Origin of the sequence: Uruburuella suis, assembly GCF_004341385.1 — a bacterium.
In the GTDB taxonomy this organism is placed as follows: Bacteria; Pseudomonadota; Gammaproteobacteria; order Burkholderiales; family Neisseriaceae; genus Neisseria; species Neisseria suis.
This window is the reverse complement of sequence record NZ_SLXE01000011.1, coordinates 1-19,475: the sequence shown is the minus strand read 5'-3', so window position 1 is coordinate 19,475 and position 19,475 is coordinate 1. Positions and strand designations below refer to the sequence as shown.

General features: G+C 56.8%; 24 protein-coding genes. 18 read left to right on the top strand and 6 right to left on the bottom strand.

What is annotated here, in order from left to right:
- The first annotated feature begins 4 nt into the window (after window positions 1-4).
- From mlaD to aroG, 12 genes are all read left to right on the top strand, one after another.
- Window positions 5-514 carry an outer membrane lipid asymmetry maintenance protein MlaD gene (gene mlaD, locus EV680_RS05360; protein ID WP_132953716.1) on the top strand — a complete coding sequence of 170 codons (510 nt, stop codon included), beginning with the start codon at window positions 5-7 and terminating at the stop codon, window positions 512-514.
- A gap of 23 nt (window positions 515-537) precedes the next feature.
- Window positions 538-1,143, top strand: a complete 606-nt coding sequence (locus tag EV680_RS05355; RefSeq protein ID WP_132953715.1) for an MlaC/ttg2D family ABC transporter substrate-binding protein — start codon at window positions 538-540, stop codon at window positions 1,141-1,143.
- Between the two features lie 2 nt (window positions 1,144-1,145).
- Window positions 1,146-1,430: an STAS domain-containing protein gene (locus tag EV680_RS05350; protein ID WP_132953714.1), complete on the top strand. Its 285-nt coding sequence runs from the start codon at window positions 1,146-1,148 to the stop codon at window positions 1,428-1,430.
- Window positions 1,423-2,364, top strand: coding sequence for an MlaA family lipoprotein (locus EV680_RS05345; protein ID WP_132953713.1), 942 nt, complete (start codon window positions 1,423-1,425; stop codon window positions 2,362-2,364). The genes EV680_RS05350 and EV680_RS05345 overlap by 8 nt, the downstream gene beginning before the upstream one ends.
- Window positions 2,365-2,530: 166 nt before the next feature.
- Window positions 2,531-2,893 carry a VacJ gene (locus tag EV680_RS05340; protein WP_132953712.1) on the top strand — a complete coding sequence of 121 codons (363 nt, stop codon included), beginning with the start codon at window positions 2,531-2,533 and terminating at the stop codon, window positions 2,891-2,893.
- A gap of 22 nt (window positions 2,894-2,915) precedes the next feature.
- Window positions 2,916-3,320 carry an acyl-CoA thioesterase gene (locus tag EV680_RS05335; protein WP_132953711.1) on the top strand — a complete coding sequence of 135 codons (405 nt, stop codon included), beginning with the start codon at window positions 2,916-2,918 and terminating at the stop codon, window positions 3,318-3,320.
- On the top strand, window positions 3,317-3,805 hold the full coding sequence (locus EV680_RS05330) for a peroxiredoxin family protein (RefSeq protein WP_132953710.1): 489 nt from the start codon (window positions 3,317-3,319) through the stop codon (window positions 3,803-3,805). The genes EV680_RS05335 and EV680_RS05330 overlap by 4 nt, the downstream gene beginning before the upstream one ends.
- A gap of 460 nt (window positions 3,806-4,265) precedes the next feature.
- On the top strand, window positions 4,266-5,699 hold the full coding sequence (locus tag EV680_RS05325) for a circularly permuted type 2 ATP-grasp protein (protein WP_132953709.1): 1,434 nt from the start codon (window positions 4,266-4,268) through the stop codon (window positions 5,697-5,699).
- Window positions 5,696-6,307 carry an alpha-E domain-containing protein gene (locus EV680_RS05320; RefSeq protein WP_132953708.1) on the top strand — a complete coding sequence of 204 codons (612 nt, stop codon included), beginning with the start codon at window positions 5,696-5,698 and terminating at the stop codon, window positions 6,305-6,307. Before EV680_RS05325 ends, EV680_RS05320 begins: the two co-directional genes overlap by 4 nt.
- On the top strand, window positions 6,304-7,089 hold the full coding sequence (locus EV680_RS05315; RefSeq protein ID WP_132953707.1) for a transglutaminase family protein: 786 nt from the start codon (window positions 6,304-6,306) through the stop codon (window positions 7,087-7,089). Before EV680_RS05320 ends, EV680_RS05315 begins: the two co-directional genes overlap by 4 nt.
- 150 nt (window positions 7,090-7,239) lie before the next feature.
- Entirely contained in the window at window positions 7,240-7,974 is a 735-nt protein-coding gene (locus EV680_RS05310) for a proteasome-type protease (RefSeq protein WP_132953706.1), read from the top strand.
- A gap of 197 nt (window positions 7,975-8,171) precedes the next feature.
- Window positions 8,172-9,212 carry a 3-deoxy-7-phosphoheptulonate synthase AroG gene (aroG, locus tag EV680_RS05305; RefSeq protein ID WP_132953705.1) on the top strand — a complete coding sequence of 347 codons (1,041 nt, stop codon included), beginning with the start codon at window positions 8,172-8,174 and terminating at the stop codon, window positions 9,210-9,212.
- A 357-nt stretch (window positions 9,213-9,569) separates the two neighbouring features.
- Here the strand turns inward: aroG and EV680_RS05300 are convergent, their stop codons facing one another.
- From EV680_RS05300 to EV680_RS05275, 6 genes are all read right to left on the bottom strand, one after another.
- Window positions 9,570-10,220 carry a site-2 protease family protein gene (locus EV680_RS05300; RefSeq protein ID WP_132953704.1) on the bottom strand — a complete coding sequence of 217 codons (651 nt, stop codon included), beginning with the start codon at window positions 10,218-10,220 and terminating at the stop codon, window positions 9,570-9,572.
- 85 nt (window positions 10,221-10,305) lie between these two features.
- The gene (locus EV680_RS05295; RefSeq protein ID WP_132953703.1) at window positions 10,306-10,926 is read right to left on the bottom strand and encodes an L-threonylcarbamoyladenylate synthase; all 621 of its coding nucleotides are present in this window, start codon (window positions 10,924-10,926) and stop codon (window positions 10,306-10,308) included.
- A gap of 101 nt (window positions 10,927-11,027) precedes the next feature.
- Window positions 11,028-11,864, bottom strand: coding sequence for a PHP domain-containing protein (locus EV680_RS05290; RefSeq protein WP_132953702.1), 837 nt, complete (start codon window positions 11,862-11,864; stop codon window positions 11,028-11,030).
- Between the two features lie 8 nt (window positions 11,865-11,872).
- Complete coding sequence (locus EV680_RS05285; RefSeq protein WP_132953701.1) at window positions 11,873-12,298, bottom strand: MarR family winged helix-turn-helix transcriptional regulator; 426 nt, start codon at window positions 12,296-12,298, stop codon at window positions 11,873-11,875.
- Window positions 12,299-12,385: 87 nt separating this feature from the next.
- Window positions 12,386-12,568: a hypothetical protein gene (locus tag EV680_RS05280; protein ID WP_132953700.1), complete on the bottom strand. Its 183-nt coding sequence runs from the start codon at window positions 12,566-12,568 to the stop codon at window positions 12,386-12,388.
- The gene (locus tag EV680_RS05275; protein ID WP_132953699.1) at window positions 12,546-12,785 is read right to left on the bottom strand and encodes an RNA-binding S4 domain-containing protein; all 240 of its coding nucleotides are present in this window, start codon (window positions 12,783-12,785) and stop codon (window positions 12,546-12,548) included. Before EV680_RS05275 ends, EV680_RS05280 begins: the two co-directional genes overlap by 23 nt.
- Before the next feature lie 63 nt (window positions 12,786-12,848).
- Between EV680_RS05275 and EV680_RS05270 the strand changes: the two genes are divergently transcribed.
- From EV680_RS05270 to EV680_RS05245, 6 genes are all read left to right on the top strand, one after another.
- A complete protein-coding gene (locus tag EV680_RS05270) occupies window positions 12,849-14,771 on the top strand; it encodes a glycine betaine ABC transporter substrate-binding protein (protein ID WP_243650338.1) in 1,923 nt (640 codons plus the stop codon).
- Between the two features lie 70 nt (window positions 14,772-14,841).
- A complete protein-coding gene (locus EV680_RS05265; RefSeq protein ID WP_132953698.1) occupies window positions 14,842-15,651 on the top strand; it encodes an ATP-binding cassette domain-containing protein in 810 nt (269 codons plus the stop codon).
- A 494-nt stretch (window positions 15,652-16,145) separates the two neighbouring features.
- On the top strand, window positions 16,146-16,718 hold the full coding sequence (locus EV680_RS05260) for a TMEM165/GDT1 family protein (protein ID WP_132953697.1): 573 nt from the start codon (window positions 16,146-16,148) through the stop codon (window positions 16,716-16,718).
- 70 nt (window positions 16,719-16,788) lie between these two features.
- Window positions 16,789-17,415: a TIGR01621 family pseudouridine synthase gene (locus EV680_RS05255; RefSeq protein ID WP_132953696.1), complete on the top strand. Its 627-nt coding sequence runs from the start codon at window positions 16,789-16,791 to the stop codon at window positions 17,413-17,415.
- 114 nt (window positions 17,416-17,529) lie between these two features.
- Window positions 17,530-18,114, top strand: a complete 585-nt coding sequence (locus tag EV680_RS05250) for a hypothetical protein (RefSeq protein WP_165870912.1) — start codon at window positions 17,530-17,532, stop codon at window positions 18,112-18,114.
- 169 nt (window positions 18,115-18,283) lie between these two features.
- Complete coding sequence (locus tag EV680_RS05245) at window positions 18,284-19,318, top strand: sulfate ABC transporter substrate-binding protein (RefSeq protein ID WP_132953695.1); 1,035 nt, start codon at window positions 18,284-18,286, stop codon at window positions 19,316-19,318.
- Window positions 19,319-19,475 lie beyond the last annotated feature (157 nt).

The window sequence follows — 19,475 nt, the reverse complement described above, 5'->3', positions numbered from 1 at the left end:
TACGATGAAAAAAAGTGTTTTGGAATTTTGGGTAGGTTTGTTTGTGCTGCTGGGCGTGGTGGCCATCGGCTTTTTGTCGTTCCGCGTGGCCGGCGGCAATGCGCTGGCCGGCAGCTCGGGCAAAACCTACACCGTGTATGCCGAATTCACCGATATCGGCAGCCTGAAAACCAAAGCGCCGGTGAAAGCCGCCGGCGTGCTCGTGGGGCGTGTAGACAGCATCGCGCTCGACCCGCAAACCTATCAGGCCAAAGTGAGCATCAATTTAGACAGCGCTTATGAATTCAGCAGCGACGTGAGCGCGCAAATTCTCACCTCCGGCCTTTTGGGCGAGCAATACATCGGCCTCACCCAAGGCGGCGATGAAGAGCATTTGGCCGCCGGCGACACCATCAGCATCACCAGCTCGGCCATGGTGCTGGAAAACTTAATCGGCAGGCTGATGACCAGCTTTACCGAAGGCAGCGCCAAGCCCGCTGAAGAAGGCGGCAGCGGCGAACCCAACACACACTGAATCTGAAAAATAAAGGAACCCACATGAAAAAATCAGCCTTATTGAGCGCCCTAAGCATCGGCGTGTTGAGCATCAGCATGGCTTTTGCCACGCCCGCCCAAGCCGTGAGCCAAGTGCGCAGCAACGCCACCGAAGTATTGAACATTCTGCAAAAAGCCAACGGCAGCAACGATGCCGCCGTGCGCCGTCAAGCCGAAACTTATGCCATGCCTTATTTCGATTTCCAGCGCATGACCGCGCTGGCCGTGGGCAATCCGTGGCGCCAAGCCACCGATGCGCAAAAGCAGGCGCTCACCAAAGAATTCCAAACCCTGCTGATCCGCACTTATTCGGGCACCATGCTGAAATTTAAAAATGCCAACGTGGTGGTGAAAGACAACCCCGTTGTCAACCGCGACGGCAAAGAAGTGGTGGTGCGTGTGGAAGTGAAGCCCGCCGGCCAAAACGCCCAGCCGGCCAATATGGATTTCACCACTTATCAGAGCGGCAACCGCTACCGCGTGTATAATGTGGCCGTGGAAGGCGCCAGCCTGGTGACCGTGTATCGCAATCAGTTTGGCGAAACCATCAAAAGCAAAGGCATTGACGGTTTAATTGCCGAATTGAAAGCCAAAAACGGCAGCAAATAAACATGAACACCGAAATCCGCGAGCAGGTGCTGCATTTGGGCGGCGACATCACCGTGAAAACCGTGAGCAGCGCCGCTTATGAGCGTTTTGAGCAGCAATGCCGTCTGAAAGAAGTGCACACGCTCGACTTAACCGGCGTGGCGCAGGCCGATTCCGCCTGCCTCTCGCTGCTGCTGAGCGCCTTGCGCCTCAAGCAGGGCGCCATCACCTTGCGCCACATTCCCGCCTCGGTGCTGGCATTGGCCGAGCTTTACGAAATCGACACACAGATTGCCCGACATGAATAAACGCACCGCCGCCATCGTGGCGCTGGCTTTGGCCGCCAGCACAAGCGCCTGGGCAGAAAGCAACCCGGCCGACCCTTACGAAGGCTACAACCGCTTTATGTTTAAGGTAAACGACACCGCCGACCGCTACGTGCTCACGCCCGTGGTGCGCGGCTACCGTGCCGTGACACCCAGCCCGGTACGCACCGGCGTGAGCAATTTCTACAACAATCTGCGCGATGTGGTCAGCTTCGGCAGCAATATTTTGCGTCTCGACATCAAGCGCGCCAGCGAAGACTTGGTGCGTGTGGGCATCAACACCACCTTCGGCCTCGGCGGCCTGATCGACATCGCCGGCGCGGGCGAAATGCCCAACAATAAAAACACCTTGGGCGACACCTTTGCCTCATGGGGCTGGAAAAACAGCAACTATTTTGTGTATCCGCTCACAGGCCCCTCAACCGTGCGCGACAGCGTCGGCACCACCATCGTGGCCGCCTATCCGCTGGACAACACCATTTTTCACAGCACGGCCGTGCGCATCAGCAGCAAAGCCATCAATGCCGTCAACACGCGCGAGAGCCTGCTCGATCTTACCGACAGCCTCGATTCCGCCGCGATAGATAAATATGCCTATATGCGTGATGTCTATATGCGTTTGCGCACCCAGCAAGTGGGCGGCACTCTGCCGCACGGCGAAGATGACAATATCGACATCGACGACTTGGTCGGCAGCGGCGATGGTAATGAAGCCGCCTTGCCGCAGCTGGATGCCGCAAACGCCCCGGCTGCACCAAGCATCGCCCCTGCGGCCGCCGATTATGAGCCGATCGAAATGCAGCCGGCTGAAAAGCCTCAAGCCGGCTCACAGCCCATCAGCCTGGAAACCGCCCTCCCTAATGATGAAGGCATTATGCTAGGCCTGTGGCAGCCCGACAGCCGCCTGCAATATTGAGAAAACATAAGCGCAATCACAGCAGCCTGTTTTTATCTAGGCCGTCTGAAAAAGCAAGGCAACCCGCCTTGCTTTTTCACCTCTGCCGCATCAAACAGATGACTTGGCACCGTTTTGCCATTATGATGCATTCGTTAAGCATTGCATTGCCACAAGGAGCACGACCATGTATGAAATCAACCGCAGCGTATTTCTATTGATGCCGCTGGAGCCTTTTTGGCGCTGGCTGCAATCTTTGCCCGATGTGGATTTAAGCGACATCGAGCTTGAAGATTTGCAAGCTGATGCCAACGCCTATCTGGTCAACCCTTGCGACAGCGCCGATGAAGTGTGGGAAGAAATCGAAGCGCGCTTCGAAGATATTTTCGCTGCCGAATTGGCCGATTGGTGTGAGGACGAGCGCCAATGGCCCGATTTGCACCCCGATATTTTCAACGAATGGTTCGACATCCAGCTCTCCACCATCATCACCGATTTATCGGCCGAGCCTTTGGAGCGCGAAGCCTTTCAAGCCATCACCTTAAATTAAATCGATTTCAGACGGCCTATTTATGAACCCCACCACCATCCGCATCCGCGGCTACCATCTCGACGGCTACGGCCATGTTAACAATGCGCGCTATCTCGAATTTCTCGAAGAAGCCCGCTGGGCCTATTTCGAGCAACACCAACTCTTGCCGCTTTTGCAGGGCGACATGATTGTGGTGGCGCGCATCGACATCCGCTACCGCCGTCCCAGCACCGCCGGTGATGTGTTGCAGATAAACAGCCACATCCGTGATGTGCAGCCGCGCCAAGTGCTGCTCACACAAAACATCGTGCTGGCCGGCAGCGATAAAAGCGTGGTAGAAGCCGAGCTCACCTTAGTGCCGGTGAGCGGCCAAACCGGCCGCGCCACCGATTTGAACGAAGCCTTGTTTAACCATCTTGTTTCCCTAGCCGAACCGATTGCATGAAAAAAACCGTGATATTGGCCGCCACACTGATTGTGGCGGCGCTGCTTGCCGTGGTGTTGTGGCCGAAAAACCAGCCCGCGCCCGCATTTGCCCTGCCCGACCTCAACGGCCGCACCGTGTCCAACGCCGATTTGCAGGGCAAAGTCACCCTGATTAATTTTTGGTATCCCTCCTGCCCCGGCTGCGTGAGCGAAATGCCCAAGCTTGTGCAAACCGCCAAAGATTATGCCGGCAAAGATTTTCAGATTCTCGCCATCTCCGAGCCTTACGACCCGCTCGAGAGCGTGAAAAATTATGCCGCCAGCCGCGGGCTGCCTTTTGCCGTGATGTATGACGCCGACGGCAGCGTGGGCAAAGCTTTCGGCACCAAAGTGTATCCCACCTCGTTTTTCATCAACAAAAAAGGCGAGATTCTGAAAACCTTTGTCGGCGAGCCAGACTTTGCCGCCCTATATCGAGAAATCGATAAAGAGCTGGAAAAATAATCAGCAACGCCCGCCGGTTTGAATATCGGGCGCATGAGATTGATTCCGCAGCATCTGCTTTTGAGGCCGTCTGAAACTTTTCAGACGGCCTCTCGCATAACTTCACTGGCGAAACGCAGATATGCATAACCGAGCGCCGCCATTGCATGCATGCATTTGAATGCTCCGCCACAACAGCGAGATACGCACGCCGCGTCTTTGGCGGCACAATCATACTCATTTAAAAGGCACATTCCGTCACAATCAAAAAGGCCGTCTGAAAGAAAATTTTCAGACGGCCTGCTTTATTTCTGCACAACGACTTATCTTGCTTTATGATAATAAGTCGAATAAATGCACTATTTTTTAACGCAACCCCAATCATGCAAAAGCGCACTTATTTCGCCAGCATATTGTTGACAATCTGATTAAAACAAGCCTATTCTCCAATCATAAAAACAACCTTCGATCAGGAGCACGCATGACGCCGCTACCCTCAACATTTTACGATGAATTGCTGCTGCCCGACGGCCGGGCGCGCCCGGGCTGCGAGCCGGTGGCGGCTTGGCTGGCGGCCACGGATGCGGCCGATATCGAATCGCTCAACCAACAGGCCTTGGCGATGTTTTACCGCAAAGGCGTAACCTTCACGGTTTACAGCGAAGCGAGCAACACCGAGCGCGTGATTCCGTTCGACATCATTCCGCGCATCATTCCGGCCGATGAATGGCGCATTCTCGAGGCGGGCTGCGCGCAACGCATACGCGCGCTCAATATGTTTATCCACGACATTTATCACGAGCAACACATCATCAAAGCCGGCATCGTGCCGGCGGCACAAGTGTTGGTGAATGGCTGCTATCAACCCTGGATGCACAACATCAACCTGCCCGCGCCGATTTATGCCCACATCAGCGGCATTGATCTGATCCGCCACGGCGACGGCCACTATTATGTGTTGGAAGACAATCTGCGCACCCCCTCGGGCGTGTCCTACATGCTGGAAGGGCGCAACATCAGCGAATCGCTGCTGCCCGAAGTGTTTGCCCGCCAGCAGGTGCGGCCGGTGAGCAGCTATCCGCAGCAGCTCTACGACACATTGGCCGCCTGCTGCGGCCGCGACAGCCCGAATATCGTGGTGCTCACGCCCGGCCGCTACAACAGCGCCTATTACGAGCACACTTTTTTAGCCCGGGCGATGAATGTGCCTTTGGTGCACGGCTATGATTTGTTTGTGGAAGACAACATCGTTTACACCAAAACCGTGGCCGGCCGCCGCCGTGTGGACGTGATCTACCGCCGCCTCGACGACCCGTTTCTCGACCCCTTGGCCATGCGCCCAGATTCCATTTTGGGTGTGCCCGGGCTAATGGCGGCTTATCGCGCCGGCCATGTGCTGATTTGCAATGCCCCGGGCACCGGCGTGGCCGATGATAAGTCGGTGTACCCCTTTGTGGGCGACATGATCCGCTTTTATTTGAGCGAAGAGCCGATTTTGCACAACGTGCCCACTTGGCAATGCCGCAAAAGCGATGATTTGAAATATGTGCTGGCGCATCTGGATGAATTGGTGGTGAAAGAAACCCAAGGCTCGGGCGGCTACGGCATGCTGGTGGGGCCCAAAGCCGGCCAAGCCGAAATCGAAGCCTACCGCGCCCGCATTCTCGCCCATCCCGAAGGCTTTATCGCCCAGCCCACGCTGGCCTTGTCTACCTGCCCCACTTGCGTGGAAGAAGGCATTGCACCGCGCCACATCGATTTGCGCCCCTTTGTGCTCACTGCGCCCGATAAAGTGCGCATTGTGCCCGGCGGCCTCACCCGCGTGGCTTTGCGCAAAGGCTCGCTGGTGGTCAATTCATCCCAAGGCGGCGGCGTGAAAGACACTTGGGTGCTTGAAACAGGAGACGCCTCATGAATATTTTATTGATGTCTACCGCCTATAACCTCTATTGGCTCGGCCGCTACATGCGCCGCACACAAGAGCTGCCGGCGCGCGTGCTCGAATGCGGCAGCCAGCAGCGCAGCGAGCTTTTGCGCTATTTGGGCTGGCCGCTCGAACCCGGCGGCGACAAGCTCGAGCACCTCAAGCGCTACCTCAACGAAACCGCCATGCCGCAGCTTTTCGAATCGATTAACGACAATGTGCAGGCCGTGCGCGGCGTGATCGACGGCGATGCGGCCGAGCTGTTTAACCAAGTGAAGCGCCTCAATCAGGCCGACAGCCGCCGCGCCGCCCGCTTCCAGCTGCACGCCTGCAGCGCGGCCATGTTGCAGCAAAGCGGTGATGTTACCCGCTTTTGGCAGCTGGGCGATTATGTGGAAATGCTCGACACACGCATCCGCTTAGGCAGCGCCCAGAGCCGCCACTACCGCTATTTGGCCGATGTGGTGACCAGCCTGCCCGCCAACACCGGCTGGGATCGCATCAAACAGCAATCGCAAGCCTTGGTTTACACCACCGACAAACGCCAGTTTTACGGCTGGCACGAGCGGCTCACCCAATTATTTGAGGAGGGCGTATGAGAATCCACATCAACCACACCACCCGCTACAGCTACAACGAATCGGTCAAACACAGCATCCAATGCCTGCGCCTCACCCCGCAAACGCTGGCACACCAACGCGTGCTTTCCTGGCGCATGACCTTGCCGCGCTTGAGCAGCGAAGTGTATGACGGCTTTGGCAACTACTGCACCATCCTCAACCTCGCAGGGCCGGTACAGTCGCTCGAAATCCAGGCGCAAGGCACGGTGGAAATCGGCGGCAGCGCCGAGCATATTCTCGATAAGCGCATTCATCCGCTGGTGTTTCTCAACAGCACAGCGCTCACCGGCTGCAACGAAGCCATGCGCGATTTTGCCGAAATCCAAACCGGCGGCGAGCCCGACCGGCAAGGCCTGATGCGGCTGAGCCGCGCCGTGCTCGACCACATGACTTATATTCCCGGCACCACCCATGTGGCCACCGCCGCCGCCGAAGCTTTTGCGCTGGGCAGCGGCGTGTGCCAGGATCATGCCCATGTCTTTTTAGCCTGCGTGCGCGCCTTGGGCGTGCCTGCCCGCTATGTGTCGGGCTATCTGCTCAGCGACGACGATGCCCACTTGGCCAGCCACGCCTGGGCAGAAGCCTGCCTCGACGGAAAATGGTATGTGTTCGACACCACCAACCAGCTTTTCCAGCCCAGCCACCATGTGCAGCTGGCCGTGGGGCTGGACTATAACGACGCCGCCCCCGTGCGCGGCATGCGCCAAGGCGGCGGCACCGAGCAAATGTCGTTTTCGGTGCAGGTGCAGCAGGCGCAATAATGCCCGTTCAAAAAATAAGCTCACCCAGCGGGGCAACGCAGCAAGCTTATTTGGGACGCTTATCAAGCGTTCAGACGGCCTTTTGCTGCACCCAAGATTGTGTTATATTTCAGCGCTTTACATTTACACCGCCCAAGCCGGGGAACACACATGACTTACTGCGCCGCCCTCAATCTGAAAGAAGGCATGGTTTTTGCCTCCGACACCCGCACCAACGCCGGCGTGGACCACATTTCCACATTTAAAAAAATGTATACCTTCGGCGTGGACGGCGAGCGCAGCATCATCATGCTCACCGCCGGCAACCTCGCCACCTCGCAAGCCGTGGTCAATCTTTTGCGCAGCGGCATCGCGCAGGGCAGCGCACCCAACCTGCTCAACCTGCCCAGCCTGTTCGACTGCGCCATGCTGGTGGGCGAGCAGGCCAGCAGCGTGGCCAAAACCAGCCAGCACCGCGCCCACATGCAAGAGGGCTTCGGCAGCAATTTTCTGCTCGGCGGCCAAATCAACGGGCAGCCGCAAGAGCTCTACCAAATCTACCAAGAAGGCAACTGCATCAGCGCCACGGAAGACACCCCGTTTTTCCAAATCGGCGAGAGCAAATACGGCAAGCCCATACTCGACCGCTCCATCAACCACGAGAGCAGCCTCGAAGACGCCGTGCGCGCCTTATTGGTGTCGTTTGACTCCACCATACGCTCCAACCTATCCGTGGGCTTTCCCATCGACTTAATGGTGTATCGGCGCAACAGCTGCACCCTGCCCGCCGGCATCCGTGTGGACGACAGCGACCCCTATCTGCACAACATCCGCGCCCAATGGTCGGAAGGGCTCAAAGCCATTTTGCAGCAATTCGACGTGCCGCCCGATTATTACTTCAAATAAAACACAGGCCGTCTGAAAGCTTTCAGACGGCCTTTAAAACATCATGCCAAAAAATACGATTTATAAAATTTAAAATACGATAAAATAAAATAATCGTAGTTTTACGCAATAAAATACCAACACAAAGCCAGCTCGGCTTGCAAAAAAAAGCAAAAGCGCGTAAGCTTGCTGCATTATTCAAACCTTAAGTAAGCATAATGAACGCACACAAAACCGACGACGTTAAAATCAGAGAAGTCAAAGAGCTGCTGCCCCCGATTGCCCATCTTTATGAATTGCCCATCAGCGACACCGCCGCCGATTTGGTGCACCAAACCCGCCAAGAAATCGCCGATTTGGTGCACGGCCGCGACAAGCGCCTGCTGCTGATTATCGGCCCCTGCTCCATCCACGACCCCGAAGCCGCGCTCGAATACGCCCGCAAGCTTCTGCCTCTGCGCAAAAAATACGAAAAAGAGCTGCTGATTGTGATGCGCGTGTATTTCGAAAAACCGCGCACCACCGTGGGCTGGAAAGGCCTCATCAACGACCCGCACCTCGACGGCACCTTCGACATCAACTTCGGCCTGCGCCAGGCGCGCCGGCTGCTGCTCGCCCTCAACGACATGGGCATGCCCGCCTCCACCGAATTTCTCGACATGATCACGCCGCAATATTATGCCGACCTGATTGCCTGGGGCGCCATCGGCGCGCGCACCACCGAAAGCCAGGTGCACCGCGAGCTGGCCAGCGGCCTTTCCTGCCCCGTGGGCTTTAAAAACGGCACCGACGGCAACCTCAAAATCGCCATCGATGCCATCGGCGCCGCCAGCCACCCGCACCACTTTTTATCGGTAACCAAAGCCGGCCATTCCGCCATTGTGCACACCGCCGGCAATGCCGACTGCCATGTGATTCTGCGCGGCGGCAAAGAGCCCAACTACGACAGCGGCCATGTAAAAGCCGCCGCCGAAGAGCTCACCAAAGCCGGCGTCACGCCCAAGCTGATGGTGGATTGCAGCCACGCCAACAGCCGCAAAGACTACACCCGCCAAATGGAAGTGGCTCAAGATGTGGCGCAGCAATTGCGCGCCGGTGAAAACAACATCATGGGCTTGATGGTGGAAAGCCACCTCGTGGCCGGCCGCCAAGACAAACCCGAAGTCTACGGCCAAAGCATCACCGATGCCTGCATCGGCTGGGATGCCACCGAAGAAATGCTCGCACTTTTAGCCGAAGCCAACCGCAGCCGCGTATAAGCTTTTGCATCACACCAAAGGCCGTCTGAAAATGATTTTCAGACGGCCTTTGGTTGTATAGTGAAATGAATGAAAAACTTATACAAAAATAAGAAATCTAGCATCATGTGTAGGGTGTGTGGCGCAGCCACGCACGCGGTTTAAACGGCTTCTGCATATGGCTTGCTACATGCGCCTGTATAAGTTTTTCTTTCATTCCACTATATTATTTTTCAGGTTGGGTATAAGTTGATTAAAGCCTTGCAGGCCGTCTGAAACTTGGATATTCAGACGGCCTGCTTGGTTTTGAGGTGTGTGGCAGGGTTCATGCGTATGATTACGCTGCGCTAATCGCACCTACTGCACTGATGCGCTTGATCAGCCGCCAAACAAGCGCATAAAGCCTTGCACGATGCCCAACACCAGCGCCAGAAAAGGCTGCATGATTTTGCTCAGCAGGCCGGTAAACAAAAGCGCAATCAGAATCCACATGCCGTAAGGCTCGATTTTGCGAAACTGAAACGAGGCCTTGGCCGACAAAAACGTGTCCACAAAGCGGCCGCCGTCGAGCGGCAGAATCGGCAGCATATTGAGCACAAACAGCACCGCATTAATCATCACGCCGAAATAAGCCATTTGCTGCATCGGATTTTGAAAGTTTTCCGGCACCAGCGGCGAGAGCATCATCAACACCGCCCAGCCGAACATCATCACAAAATTCGATGCCGGCCCGGCAATCGCCACCATGCGCATGCCGATGCGGGTGTCGCGGAAATTGCGGCTCACCACCGGCACGGGCTTGGCCCAGCCAAACATAAAGCCGGTGGTGAAAAACATCACCGCCGGCACCACAATGGTGCCGATGGGGTCGATGTGCGCCAAGGGGTTGAGCGTGAGCCGCCCGAGCTGCTCGGCGGTGTGGTCGCCGTAATGGCGCGCCGCATAACCGTGCGCTGCTTCGTGCACGGTAATCGCCAGCAGCACCGGCAGCACCGCCAATAAAAATATGCCTAAATTGAAATTGCCCATTGAGATTTCCTTGTGGTGATGATGTGTTCAGACGGCCTGTTTGATTGGAAAGGCCGTCTGAAAGATTTTCAAAAATAAAGCCGCTTCACAAACCAAACAGCGTCTTATCGCCCTTGCCTTCGCGCACCAATTCCACGCCGTCGGTCATGTCGATTACGGTAGTGGGATCAGTGCCGCACCAGCCGCCGTCGATAATCACATCCACCGCGTGTTCGAGGCGGTCGCGGATTTCATAGGGGTCGGTGAGCGGCTCGCTGTCTTCGGGCAGCATCAGTGTGCAGCTGAGCATGGGCTCGCCCAATTCTTGCAGCAGCGCCAGCGCGATTTTATTGTCGGGCACGCGCAGGCCGATGGTTTTGCGCTTGGGATGCAGCGTGCGGTTGGGCACTTCTTTGGTGGCCTGCATGATAAAGGTATAGCTGCCCGGTGTGGCGGCTTTGAGCATGCGGTATTGGCTGTTGTCCACTTTGGCATAAGTGCCCAGCTCGCTCAAGTCGGCGCACATCAGCGTGAGGTGGTGCTTGAGGTCGATTTTGCGAATCTGCAAAATCTTTTCCATTGCGGTTTTATCACCCAATTGGCAGCCGAGTGCATAACAGGAATCGGTGGGGTAAACGGCAATGCCGCCTTTGCGGATAATGTCTGCCGCCTGCTTCACCAGCCGCTCTTGCGGGCTGTCGGGGTGGATAGCGAAAAATTGTGCCATGATGGTGTTCCTTTATTTGTTATTTTTTTTTCAGACGGCCTTGATGAGGCCGTCTGAAAGGTTTATTGGCAGATATTCAAGTATTAGGGCGATTTCAACGTTTAGGCCGTCTGAAAGCTTGCCCACACCGGCTTGCAATCGGGCGGCAACTCGGGGCACGCGCCCAATGTGCCGCCGCTGTAATCGCCCAAGCGGTGGAAATCGCTGCCGCAGCCGGCCATCAGATCGAAGCGTTCGGCCAAAAGGGCATAATTCAGGCGGTCGTTTTTATCGCTGTTGCCGCTGTGCACTTCAATGCCGTCGCCGCCCAGAGCTTTAAATTCTTCAAACAGATTGCGCTTGGCGGTGGCGGAAAAACCGTAGCGCATCGGATGGGCAATCACCGCCAAGCCGCCTGCGCCTTTAATCGCCGCCACGCAATCTTCCAAGCTCGCCCATTCATGCGCCACGCTGGCGCTTTTGCCGTCGCCCAGATATTTGCTGAATGCCTGCGCTTTGTTGCGCACATGGCCGCTGTTGATTAAATAATCGGCAATGTGGGTGCGGCTCACCATTTCGGGGTTGGCCGCCAAGGCGAGCGCGCCTTCATAAGCGCCGACTATGCCTTTTTTTTCCAGCTTTTCGGCAATCGCAGCCAAGCGTTTCAGACGGCCTTGACGCACTTGGGCGAGCAGGCTTTGCAGCGCTTCGTTTGCGATATCGAAATCCAGCCCGACAATGTGCACGCTGCGGTGCCGCCACGTTACCGAAATTTCCACACCGTTGACAAAGCCCATGCCCAGCGCCGCCGCTTCGGCACGCGCTTCGGCCAGGCCGCCGGTGTGGTCGTGGTCGGTAAGTGCGAGCAGGGTGCAGCCGTTGGCGTGCGCCAACCGCACCACTTCGCGCGGGGGCAACATGCCGTCTGAAACGGTGGAATGGCAATGTAAATCAATCATGGCGAGCCTTAAATTTTTGCCAGCAAGGCCAGCAAAGTGTGAATCTCTTTATCGCCCAGCCGCACCAATGCGCTCTCGAGATTGGCGTTTAACGTGGCCAGCGCTTCGTGATACAGGGTGCGGCCGGATTCGGTGAGCACCACCAAGCTCATGCGGGCATCGCGCTCGTGCTTTTCTTTGGCCACCCAATGCAGTTTTTCCATCGGGCTGAGCAGCTTGGTGATCGCCGATGCGGTTAACGACACCGATTCGGCCAAATGAATCCGGCTGATGCGCTGCTCGGGCGCCTTGCTCAGCGTGTGCAAAATCATAAATTCCGACATGCCGATGCCGTGCGCACTTAGCGGGCGCTCAAGATTTTTCTGCAACAGCGCGCGCACTTCAAACAAACGCACCCATAAATCCAGCTTAATCGGATTGCTTGGTTCAAACATATTATTTCCTTCACTTTTACTTGAAAGGTGAAGTATATTTCCATTTAATATTAAGCACAAGCACTTTTTGTTTTGCCGTTTGCCGGTTTATTCGGCCTCTTCCTGCGCCTGCTGCTCGCGCCATGCTTTTTGCTGCGCATCGTATTCGGCTTTTTCGTTCCAATAGATGGTTTGAATGCAGGCGTCGCCGCAATCGCTGCCGCAGCATTCCCACGCTTCGGGGCGCACCGGCTCGGGCATTAAATCTTCAGGCTTCAGTTTCTGGGTCATGGCCGTTTTCCACTTCCAGCACCGCGCCGTTGAACTCAATCACTTCGCCGCCGCGGATTTTGGCGGTTTTGCGGGTTTCCACTGCGCCGTTGCGCAACACCTGCCCTTCGGCAATCAGCGCTTTGGCTTGGCCGCCGCTTTCAACCAGGCCTGCGAGCTTGAGCAAATCGCATAAGGCGATATAGTCGCTCTCTTCCAGATAAACGGTAGCGTGCATGGCAATACTTTCTTTTTTTCAGAGGCTTGTAAATGGGTATATTTTACGCGAAAACAAGCCGGCATGCGGCTTTGGGCGGATTTAAACGGCATTTTGGGTTACACTGCGCTTATCCGCCCCATGCCGTCTGAAAGGCTTTTCATGCGCCGCTTGCTGTTGTTGCTGGTTTGCCTGCTGTTTGCCCCGACCGCGTTTGCCGCCTGTGCGCCCGATAAAGCAGTGAAGCTGGGTGCGCTCGATTGGGAAAGCGGCCAATTCACCACCGCCGTGCTCAACACCTTGCTGCACGAGGGCTACGGCTGCGCCACCGAATCGGTGCCGGGCACCACGCCGGCACTGGAAACGGCGCTGGCGCAAAACGATATTCAGATTATCGCCGAGCAATGGGTGGGGCGCTCGCCGATTATGCAGCAAGCCGTGGCCGAGGGGCGCGCGGCGGTGATCGGCAACACGCTCAAAGGCGGCGCAGAGCAAGGCTGGTATGTGGCCGATTATGTGCAGGCCGCGCATCCCGATTTGAAAAGTGCGGCCGATCTGCCGCGCTTTGCCGGCTTGTTTACCGACCCCGAAGCGCCCGATAAAGCGCGTTTTCTCAATTGCCCCAGCGGCTGGACCTGCGAAACCTTCAACACCCGCCTGCTCGCCAACACCGGCCTGGCCGCTACCTTCAATAATGTGCACCCCGGCACCGGCGCGGCGCTGGATGCGGCCATTGCCTCAGCTTATGAGCAGCAAAAGCCGCTCTTGTTTTATTATTGGCAGCCCACCGGCCTGATGGCGAAATACCGCTTCGTGCCACTTGAATTCCCGCCTTACGATGAAGCCTGCTGGCAAAATCTGCTGCAAGCGGGCAACACTTCGGCCTGCGTGTCGGGCTTTCCGGCATCGCAATTGGCGGTAGCCGTGTCGGCACCGTTTCAAGCGGCTCACCCCGATTTGGTGGCGGTGATTGAAAAAATGCAGTTTGAGCCGCACACGCTCAACCGCATGATTCTGGAAATGACGGAAAACAAGCGCAGCGGCAGCGAGCAGGCGCGCCTTTTTTTGCAGCAGCATCCTGAAATTTGGGCGGATTGGGTGTCGGATGAAGCCCAAGGCCGTCTGAAAGCTTCGCTGGGCATGCCCGAAGCGAAAAGCAGCAGCCTGTTTGCTTCGTGGTCGATTGCCGGCGCGCTCAACCGCTCGCTGGCGCAAACCGTGCAAAACTACGGCAGCGATTTCCGCCTGCTGAGCCAATTCACCCTCAACACTTTGCTACTGCCGCTGGAGCGCGCACTACAAGCGCTGCCTGCTTGGCTGGTGTTGCTCTCGGTGGCCGCGCTCGCCTGGCATGCGGCGCGCAAGCTGTGGTTTGCCGCTTTGTGCGCATTCGGCTTCTACACCATCGGCGCGCTCGGCCTGTGGCCGGCTTTGATGCAGACGTTGGCACTTTTGGCCGCTTCGGCGCTCTTTATCATTATTATCGGCATTCCGTTGGGCATTTGGATGGCACGCAGCCCGCGCCTGCACAAGCTGCTCTCGCCGGTGCTCGATGTGATGCAGACCATGCCGAGCTTTGTGTATCTGATTCCGGTGTTGATGCTGTTTGGCATCGGCAAAGTGCCGGCGCTGTTTGCCACGGTGGTGTATGCCATTGCGCCTTTGGTGCGGCTCACCGCGCTGGGCATACGCCAAGTGAGCCCGCAAATGATAGAGGCGGCCGAATCATTCGGCAGCACACGTTGGCAGCTTTTGCGCTGGGTGCTGCTGCCGCAGGCCAAGCCCAGCATTATGGCGGGGCTGAATCAGGCGGTGATGATGTCGCTGGGCATGGTAGTGCTCGCCAGCATGATCGGTGCGCGCGGCTTGGGCGAATATGTGCTGCAAGCCATTCAAACGCTCAACATCGGCCAGGGTGTGGAAGCGGGCGCGGCGATTGTGATTTTGGCGATTATTATCGACCGCATCACTCAGGCCTACGGGCGGCGCAGCGGCAAGGCCGTCTGAAAACCAACCTTTTCAAACCAACTTTTTCTCTTCAGGCACAGGCCGTCTGAAACCACAACGGGAAATATTGATGACTTCCATCCGCTTCGAACACGTCAGCAAAATCTACGGCAAAGAAAAAGCCTGCCGCAAAGCGCTGGCCATGTTGCGCCAAGATGCGCCGAGTGAAGACATTTTTCAGGCCACCGGCTGCCAAGTGGGCCTGCGCCGCATCAGCCTCACCATTCCGGGCGGCGGCATTTTTTGCATCATGGGCTTATCGGGCTCGGGCAAATCCACACTGGTGCGCCACATCAACCGCTTAATCGAGCCCAGCTGCGGTGAAATTTGGGTGGGCGGCACCAACGTTACCGCCCTGAGCGAAACAGCGCTGCGCGATTTCCGCCAGCAAAAAGTGAGCATGGTGTTTCAGCATTTCGGCTTGCTGCCGCATTTAACCGTGCTGCAAAACGCCGAATACGCCTTGCGCGTGCGCGGCCTGCCGATGGCCGCACAACACGAGCAGGCACGCTATTGGCTCAACGAAGTGGGCTTGAGCGGCCATGAAGAAAGCTATCCCGATGCGCTCTCCGGCGGCATGCGCCAACGCGTCGGCCTCGCGCGCGCGCTGGCGGCCGACACCGATATTTTGCTGATGGACGAGCCTTTTTCCGCGCTCGATCCGCTGATTCGCGCCAAATTGCAAGAGCAGCTGCTCGATTTGCAGCAGCGGCTGGGTAAAACCATTGTGTTTATCACCCACGATGTGGGCGAAGCGCTCAAGTTGGGCAGCCAAATGGCGATACTCAACGCCGGCGCGCTGGTGCAAAGCGGCACGCCGCAGCAATTGCTCGAAGCACCGGCCGATGATTATGTGGCCGAATTTATGACCGTGCGTTAAACAAACGCCATTCAAATAAACGCCATCATGTTCATGCCAAATGCCGTCTGAAAACCTTTCAGACGGCATTTGTAAAACTTATAGCAGCCCGTAGGTGGTGCTGTCGAACGGCTTTTATTTGGTCAGGTTATTTTTTTGAATGGGTATCAGACGGCCTTTTATCCTACGCAAATCCGCTGCACTTTCCCACCGGATAAGCGCTCTGCCCATGCGGCATAAATCCGACAGGCCGTCTGAAAAACCGGCGTTTGCCGAGCGTGTGCATTGCCTTGCGCACCAAACAAATCTATAATATCGGCTTCCCGCTCTTAAGGGAGTAGCCATCCGCGTGTTTCAGGCGCGCGGAGCCATTGTCAACACACTTGCCGCTCTCGGCATGGCAACGGCATCTTTGCTCAAGCGAAGACAGGCAAGACTTAAGGCACGCAAGGCCGCCTCTGTGGGCAGCGCTTGGCGTGCTTTTTTGTTTGCCCACGGTTTTGAGTATCTTGCACATGGAAGCTTTTCTCTCGTCCACCCTCGCCGTGGCCATTGCCGAAATCGGCGACAAAACCCAATTGCTGGCGCTTTTTCTGGCCGCCCGCTTCAATCAAAAAAGCGCCATTATCGCGGGCATTTTTGTGTCTACCCTGCTCAATCATTTGCTCTCTGCCGTTATCGGTGTGTGGCTGGCGCAATTTGTGTCGCCCGAAATGATGAAGTGGATCGTCGGCATCAGCTTTATCGCCGTGGGCTTGTGGCTTTTGGTGCCCGATAAAGACGGCGCCACCAACAACCGCTGGCTGCAATACGGCGCATTCGGCGCCACGGTGGTGTTGTTTTTCCTGGCCGAAATCGGCGACAAAACCCAAATCGCCACCGTGCTGCTGGCCGCTAAATACCAATCCATGCTGTGGGTGGTGGCCGGCAGCACGCTGGGGCTGATGCTGGCCAATGTGCCGGTGGTGTATTTGGGGCATGCGCTGATGAAGAAAATTCCCGCCAAAGCCGTGCGCCTGGCTGCCTGCGCGCTGTTTTGCATTTTGGGTGCCGCCACCTTGCTCGGCAGCGGTATTGCCTTAAGCTGATTTTTCACACCCATTCAAAAAAGTAAAATGATTTTTTTGGATGGGCGTGAGGCCGTCTGAAAGCCGATATATGTTTGAAATCCTCTTGCGCCACCCCGATTTTGTGGCAATCAACAAGCCCGCCGGCCTCTGCGTGCACCAAGATGGCGCGGCAGAAAGCTTCACCGGCCGGCTAGCACAGCAGCTCGGCGTGGCGCGGGTGTGGCTGCTGCACCGGCTCGACAAGCCCACCGGCGGCGTGTTACTGCTGGCGCTCAACCCTGAAGCCGCCTCGGTGCTGGCGCAGCAGTTTGCCGCGCACAGCATGCACAAAACCTATCTGGCCCTCAGCAGCCAAAAGCCCGCCAAAAAGCAGGGCTGGGTGAAAGGCGACATGGCCAAAGCGCGGCGCGGCGCATGGAAGCTGCTGCGCACGCAGCAAAACCCGGCCCTCACCCGCTTTCACAGCCGCAGCATTGCCCCCGGCCTGCGCTTATTCGTGCTGCAACCCTTAAGCGGCAAAACCCACCAGCTGCGCGTGGCCATGAAAAGCCTGGGCAGCCCGATTTTGGGCGACACGCTCTATGGCGGCCAAGCGGCCGAGCGCCTGTTTCTGCATGCCTGGCGGCTGCAATTCGATTATGCCGGTGTATCGTTCTGCATTACTGCCGCGCCTGATGAAGCCTGGCCGCCGGGCGTTTCAGACGGCCTCGAATAACACCATATTCCGCCACATTGCCGATGCCCCCGCAATCCCTACCGTTTAACCCCGCCAACCCAACTTTACACGGCGCATGGCTATAATTAAGCCACTTTTCCCGCCCGCCCGCTTATGAAACCGATTTTCTATTACACCGCTGCCTTTTTTCTGACCGCCGCCCTGCCCGCACAAGCAGCCACCTATATCTGCCGAAGCGAGGGCAGAGCCGTGTTCACCACCGAAAAGCTTGGCCCGCACTGCACGCTTTCGCAAATGAACGGCATCAGCGACCAAGCCGCATCTGCCGCCGATGGCGAACCCATCACCCGTTTGTGGGAAAAAGAGCAATTCGGCGCTTATGACGACATTAAAATCCTGCCCACCCCCAAGCCCAGCGGCGTGACCAACACCGCCGATGCCGCCTCGCCCTCGATGCGCATCAAGCTGCGCAACGCCCCGAAAAACAGCAAAGCCCAGTCTGCCCGGCCGCGCACACCCGCACCGGTGATCGCCGCCCCACCCGCGCGGCCGCAGCTTTCGCGCAAACAGATTCTGCAAAACGAAATCCGCAACGAGCAAGCCGCCTTAGTGCGCGAGCAAGCCCAGCTCAACGTGGCCAAAAGCAAGGGCGACAAAGCCAAAGTCAGCCGCCTCGAGCAAGCCGTGCGCGACCGCCAAGCCAATATCCGCGCCATCCAGGGCGAAATGGGGCGCTGAACCCAACCCCGTTATGCGCGCGCCAAAGAGGCCGTCTGAAACGTTCAGACGGCCTCTTTGTTGTTGATGATTCAGCACTTTTCGTTATAAACAAACAAAAAAACAGTATTTAGCCGCGCTCGTCAAGCCTGCTATATTGGCTCATCTCATCAAGCAGAGGGCACGGAAAATGAACTTCAAATCACTGTGGCTGGCATTGCCGCTGGCATTGGCGCTTAGCGCCTGCGACCAAGGCAGCGCCGCATCGAAAAGCAGCAAAAGCGCAGAAAAAGTGTCGATATTGAATGTGTCTTACGACCCCACCCGCGAGCTTTATCAGGCTTATAATCCGATTTTCAAACAATATTGGAAAGCCAAAACCGGCCAAGACGTGGAAATCCAACAATCCAACGGCGGCTCGGGCAAGCAGGCGCTCACCGTGCAGCACGGGCTTAAAGCCGATGTGGTTACGCTGGCGCTGGCGGGCGACATCGACGCCATCAACGGCGGCAGCCAAACGCTGATTTCGCCCGACTGGCAGCAAGCGCTGCCCGACAACAGCACGCCCTACACCTCCACCATCGTGTTTCTCGTGCGCAAAGGCAACCCCAAAAACATCCGCGACTGGGGCGATTTGGTGAAAGGCGATGTGCAAATCATCACCCCCAACCCCAAAACCTCAGGCGGCGCGCGCTGGAATTTCCTCGCCGCCTGGGCCTGGGCCAAACACCAGCCCGGCGGCAGCGATGACAAGGCACGCGAATTTGTGCACGAGCTTTACCGGCGCGTGCCGATAATGGATGCCGGCGCGCGCGGCTCCACCATCTCATTCACCCAACGCGGGCTGGGCGATGTGCTTTTGGCTTGGGAAAACGAAGCTTATTTGGCGGTGAAAGAGGCCGGCGATCAATTTGAAATCGTCACCCCCTCGCTGTCGATTTTGTGCGAGCCGCCGGTGGCCGTGGTGGATAGCGTGGTGGATGCCAAAGGCACGCGCGAAGTGGCCACCGCCTATTTGCAGCAGCTCTACACCGACGAATCACAGCGCCTGATCGGCCAACATTTCTACCGCCCCGCCAACCCCGCGGTGTTGGCCGAATTCAAACACCAATTTGCCGACTTGAAACTGGTGTCGATCAACCAGGAATTCGGCGGCTGGGCGCAGGCACACAAGCAGTTTTTCGCCGACGGTGCCGAATTCGATCGGATATATAGCAAGCCGTAAAGCAATTGCCAATTATACCAATCCAAAAAAATAACCTAACTTCGTTGTCTCGCCTTGCCGTACTAGGGCGTCCTGACAATTACTTGTCATAAAGGCAGCCATAGCATAATACAAGCTAAAGCAACTACGCTTTCATAATGCCTTTTCAAACGATCGT

Bases quoted from the DNA above. Each gene is read 5' to 3' on its own strand.
- mlaD (WP_132953716.1), top strand. From the start codon at position 5: ATGAAAAAAAGTGTTTTGGAATTTTGGGTAGGTTTGTTTGTGCTGCTG.
- EV680_RS05355 (WP_132953715.1), top strand. From the start codon at position 538: ATGAAAAAATCAGCCTTATTGAGCGCCCTAAGCATCGGCGTGTTGAGC.
- EV680_RS05350 (WP_132953714.1), top strand. From the start codon at position 1,146: ATGAACACCGAAATCCGCGAGCAGGTGCTGCATTTGGGCGGCGACATC.
- EV680_RS05345 (WP_132953713.1), top strand. From the start codon at position 1,423: ATGAATAAACGCACCGCCGCCATCGTGGCGCTGGCTTTGGCCGCCAGC.
- EV680_RS05340 (WP_132953712.1), top strand. From the start codon at position 2,531: ATGTATGAAATCAACCGCAGCGTATTTCTATTGATGCCGCTGGAGCCT.
- EV680_RS05335 (WP_132953711.1), top strand. From the start codon at position 2,916: ATGAACCCCACCACCATCCGCATCCGCGGCTACCATCTCGACGGCTAC.
- EV680_RS05330 (WP_132953710.1), top strand. From the start codon at position 3,317: ATGAAAAAAACCGTGATATTGGCCGCCACACTGATTGTGGCGGCGCTG.
- EV680_RS05325 (WP_132953709.1), top strand. From the start codon at position 4,266: ATGACGCCGCTACCCTCAACATTTTACGATGAATTGCTGCTGCCCGAC.
- EV680_RS05320 (WP_132953708.1), top strand. From the start codon at position 5,696: ATGAATATTTTATTGATGTCTACCGCCTATAACCTCTATTGGCTCGGC.
- EV680_RS05315 (WP_132953707.1), top strand. From the start codon at position 6,304: ATGAGAATCCACATCAACCACACCACCCGCTACAGCTACAACGAATCG.
- EV680_RS05310 (WP_132953706.1), top strand. From the start codon at position 7,240: ATGACTTACTGCGCCGCCCTCAATCTGAAAGAAGGCATGGTTTTTGCC.
- aroG (WP_132953705.1), top strand. From the start codon at position 8,172: ATGAACGCACACAAAACCGACGACGTTAAAATCAGAGAAGTCAAAGAG.
- EV680_RS05300 (WP_132953704.1), bottom strand. From the start codon at position 10,220: ATGGGCAATTTCAATTTAGGCATATTTTTATTGGCGGTGCTGCCGGTG.
- EV680_RS05295 (WP_132953703.1), bottom strand. From the start codon at position 10,926: ATGGCACAATTTTTCGCTATCCACCCCGACAGCCCGCAAGAGCGGCTG.
- EV680_RS05290 (WP_132953702.1), bottom strand. From the start codon at position 11,864: ATGATTGATTTACATTGCCATTCCACCGTTTCAGACGGCATGTTGCCC.
- EV680_RS05285 (WP_132953701.1), bottom strand. From the start codon at position 12,298: ATGTTTGAACCAAGCAATCCGATTAAGCTGGATTTATGGGTGCGTTTG.
- EV680_RS05280 (WP_132953700.1), bottom strand. From the start codon at position 12,568: ATGACCCAGAAACTGAAGCCTGAAGATTTAATGCCCGAGCCGGTGCGC.
- EV680_RS05275 (WP_132953699.1), bottom strand. From the start codon at position 12,785: ATGCACGCTACCGTTTATCTGGAAGAGAGCGACTATATCGCCTTATGC.
- EV680_RS05270 (WP_243650338.1), top strand. From the start codon at position 12,849: ATGCGGCTTTGGGCGGATTTAAACGGCATTTTGGGTTACACTGCGCTT.
- EV680_RS05265 (WP_132953698.1), top strand. From the start codon at position 14,842: ATGACTTCCATCCGCTTCGAACACGTCAGCAAAATCTACGGCAAAGAA.
- EV680_RS05260 (WP_132953697.1), top strand. From the start codon at position 16,146: ATGGAAGCTTTTCTCTCGTCCACCCTCGCCGTGGCCATTGCCGAAATC.
- EV680_RS05255 (WP_132953696.1), top strand. From the start codon at position 16,789: ATGTTTGAAATCCTCTTGCGCCACCCCGATTTTGTGGCAATCAACAAG.
- EV680_RS05250 (WP_165870912.1), top strand. From the start codon at position 17,530: ATGAAACCGATTTTCTATTACACCGCTGCCTTTTTTCTGACCGCCGCC.
- EV680_RS05245 (WP_132953695.1), top strand. From the start codon at position 18,284: ATGAACTTCAAATCACTGTGGCTGGCATTGCCGCTGGCATTGGCGCTT.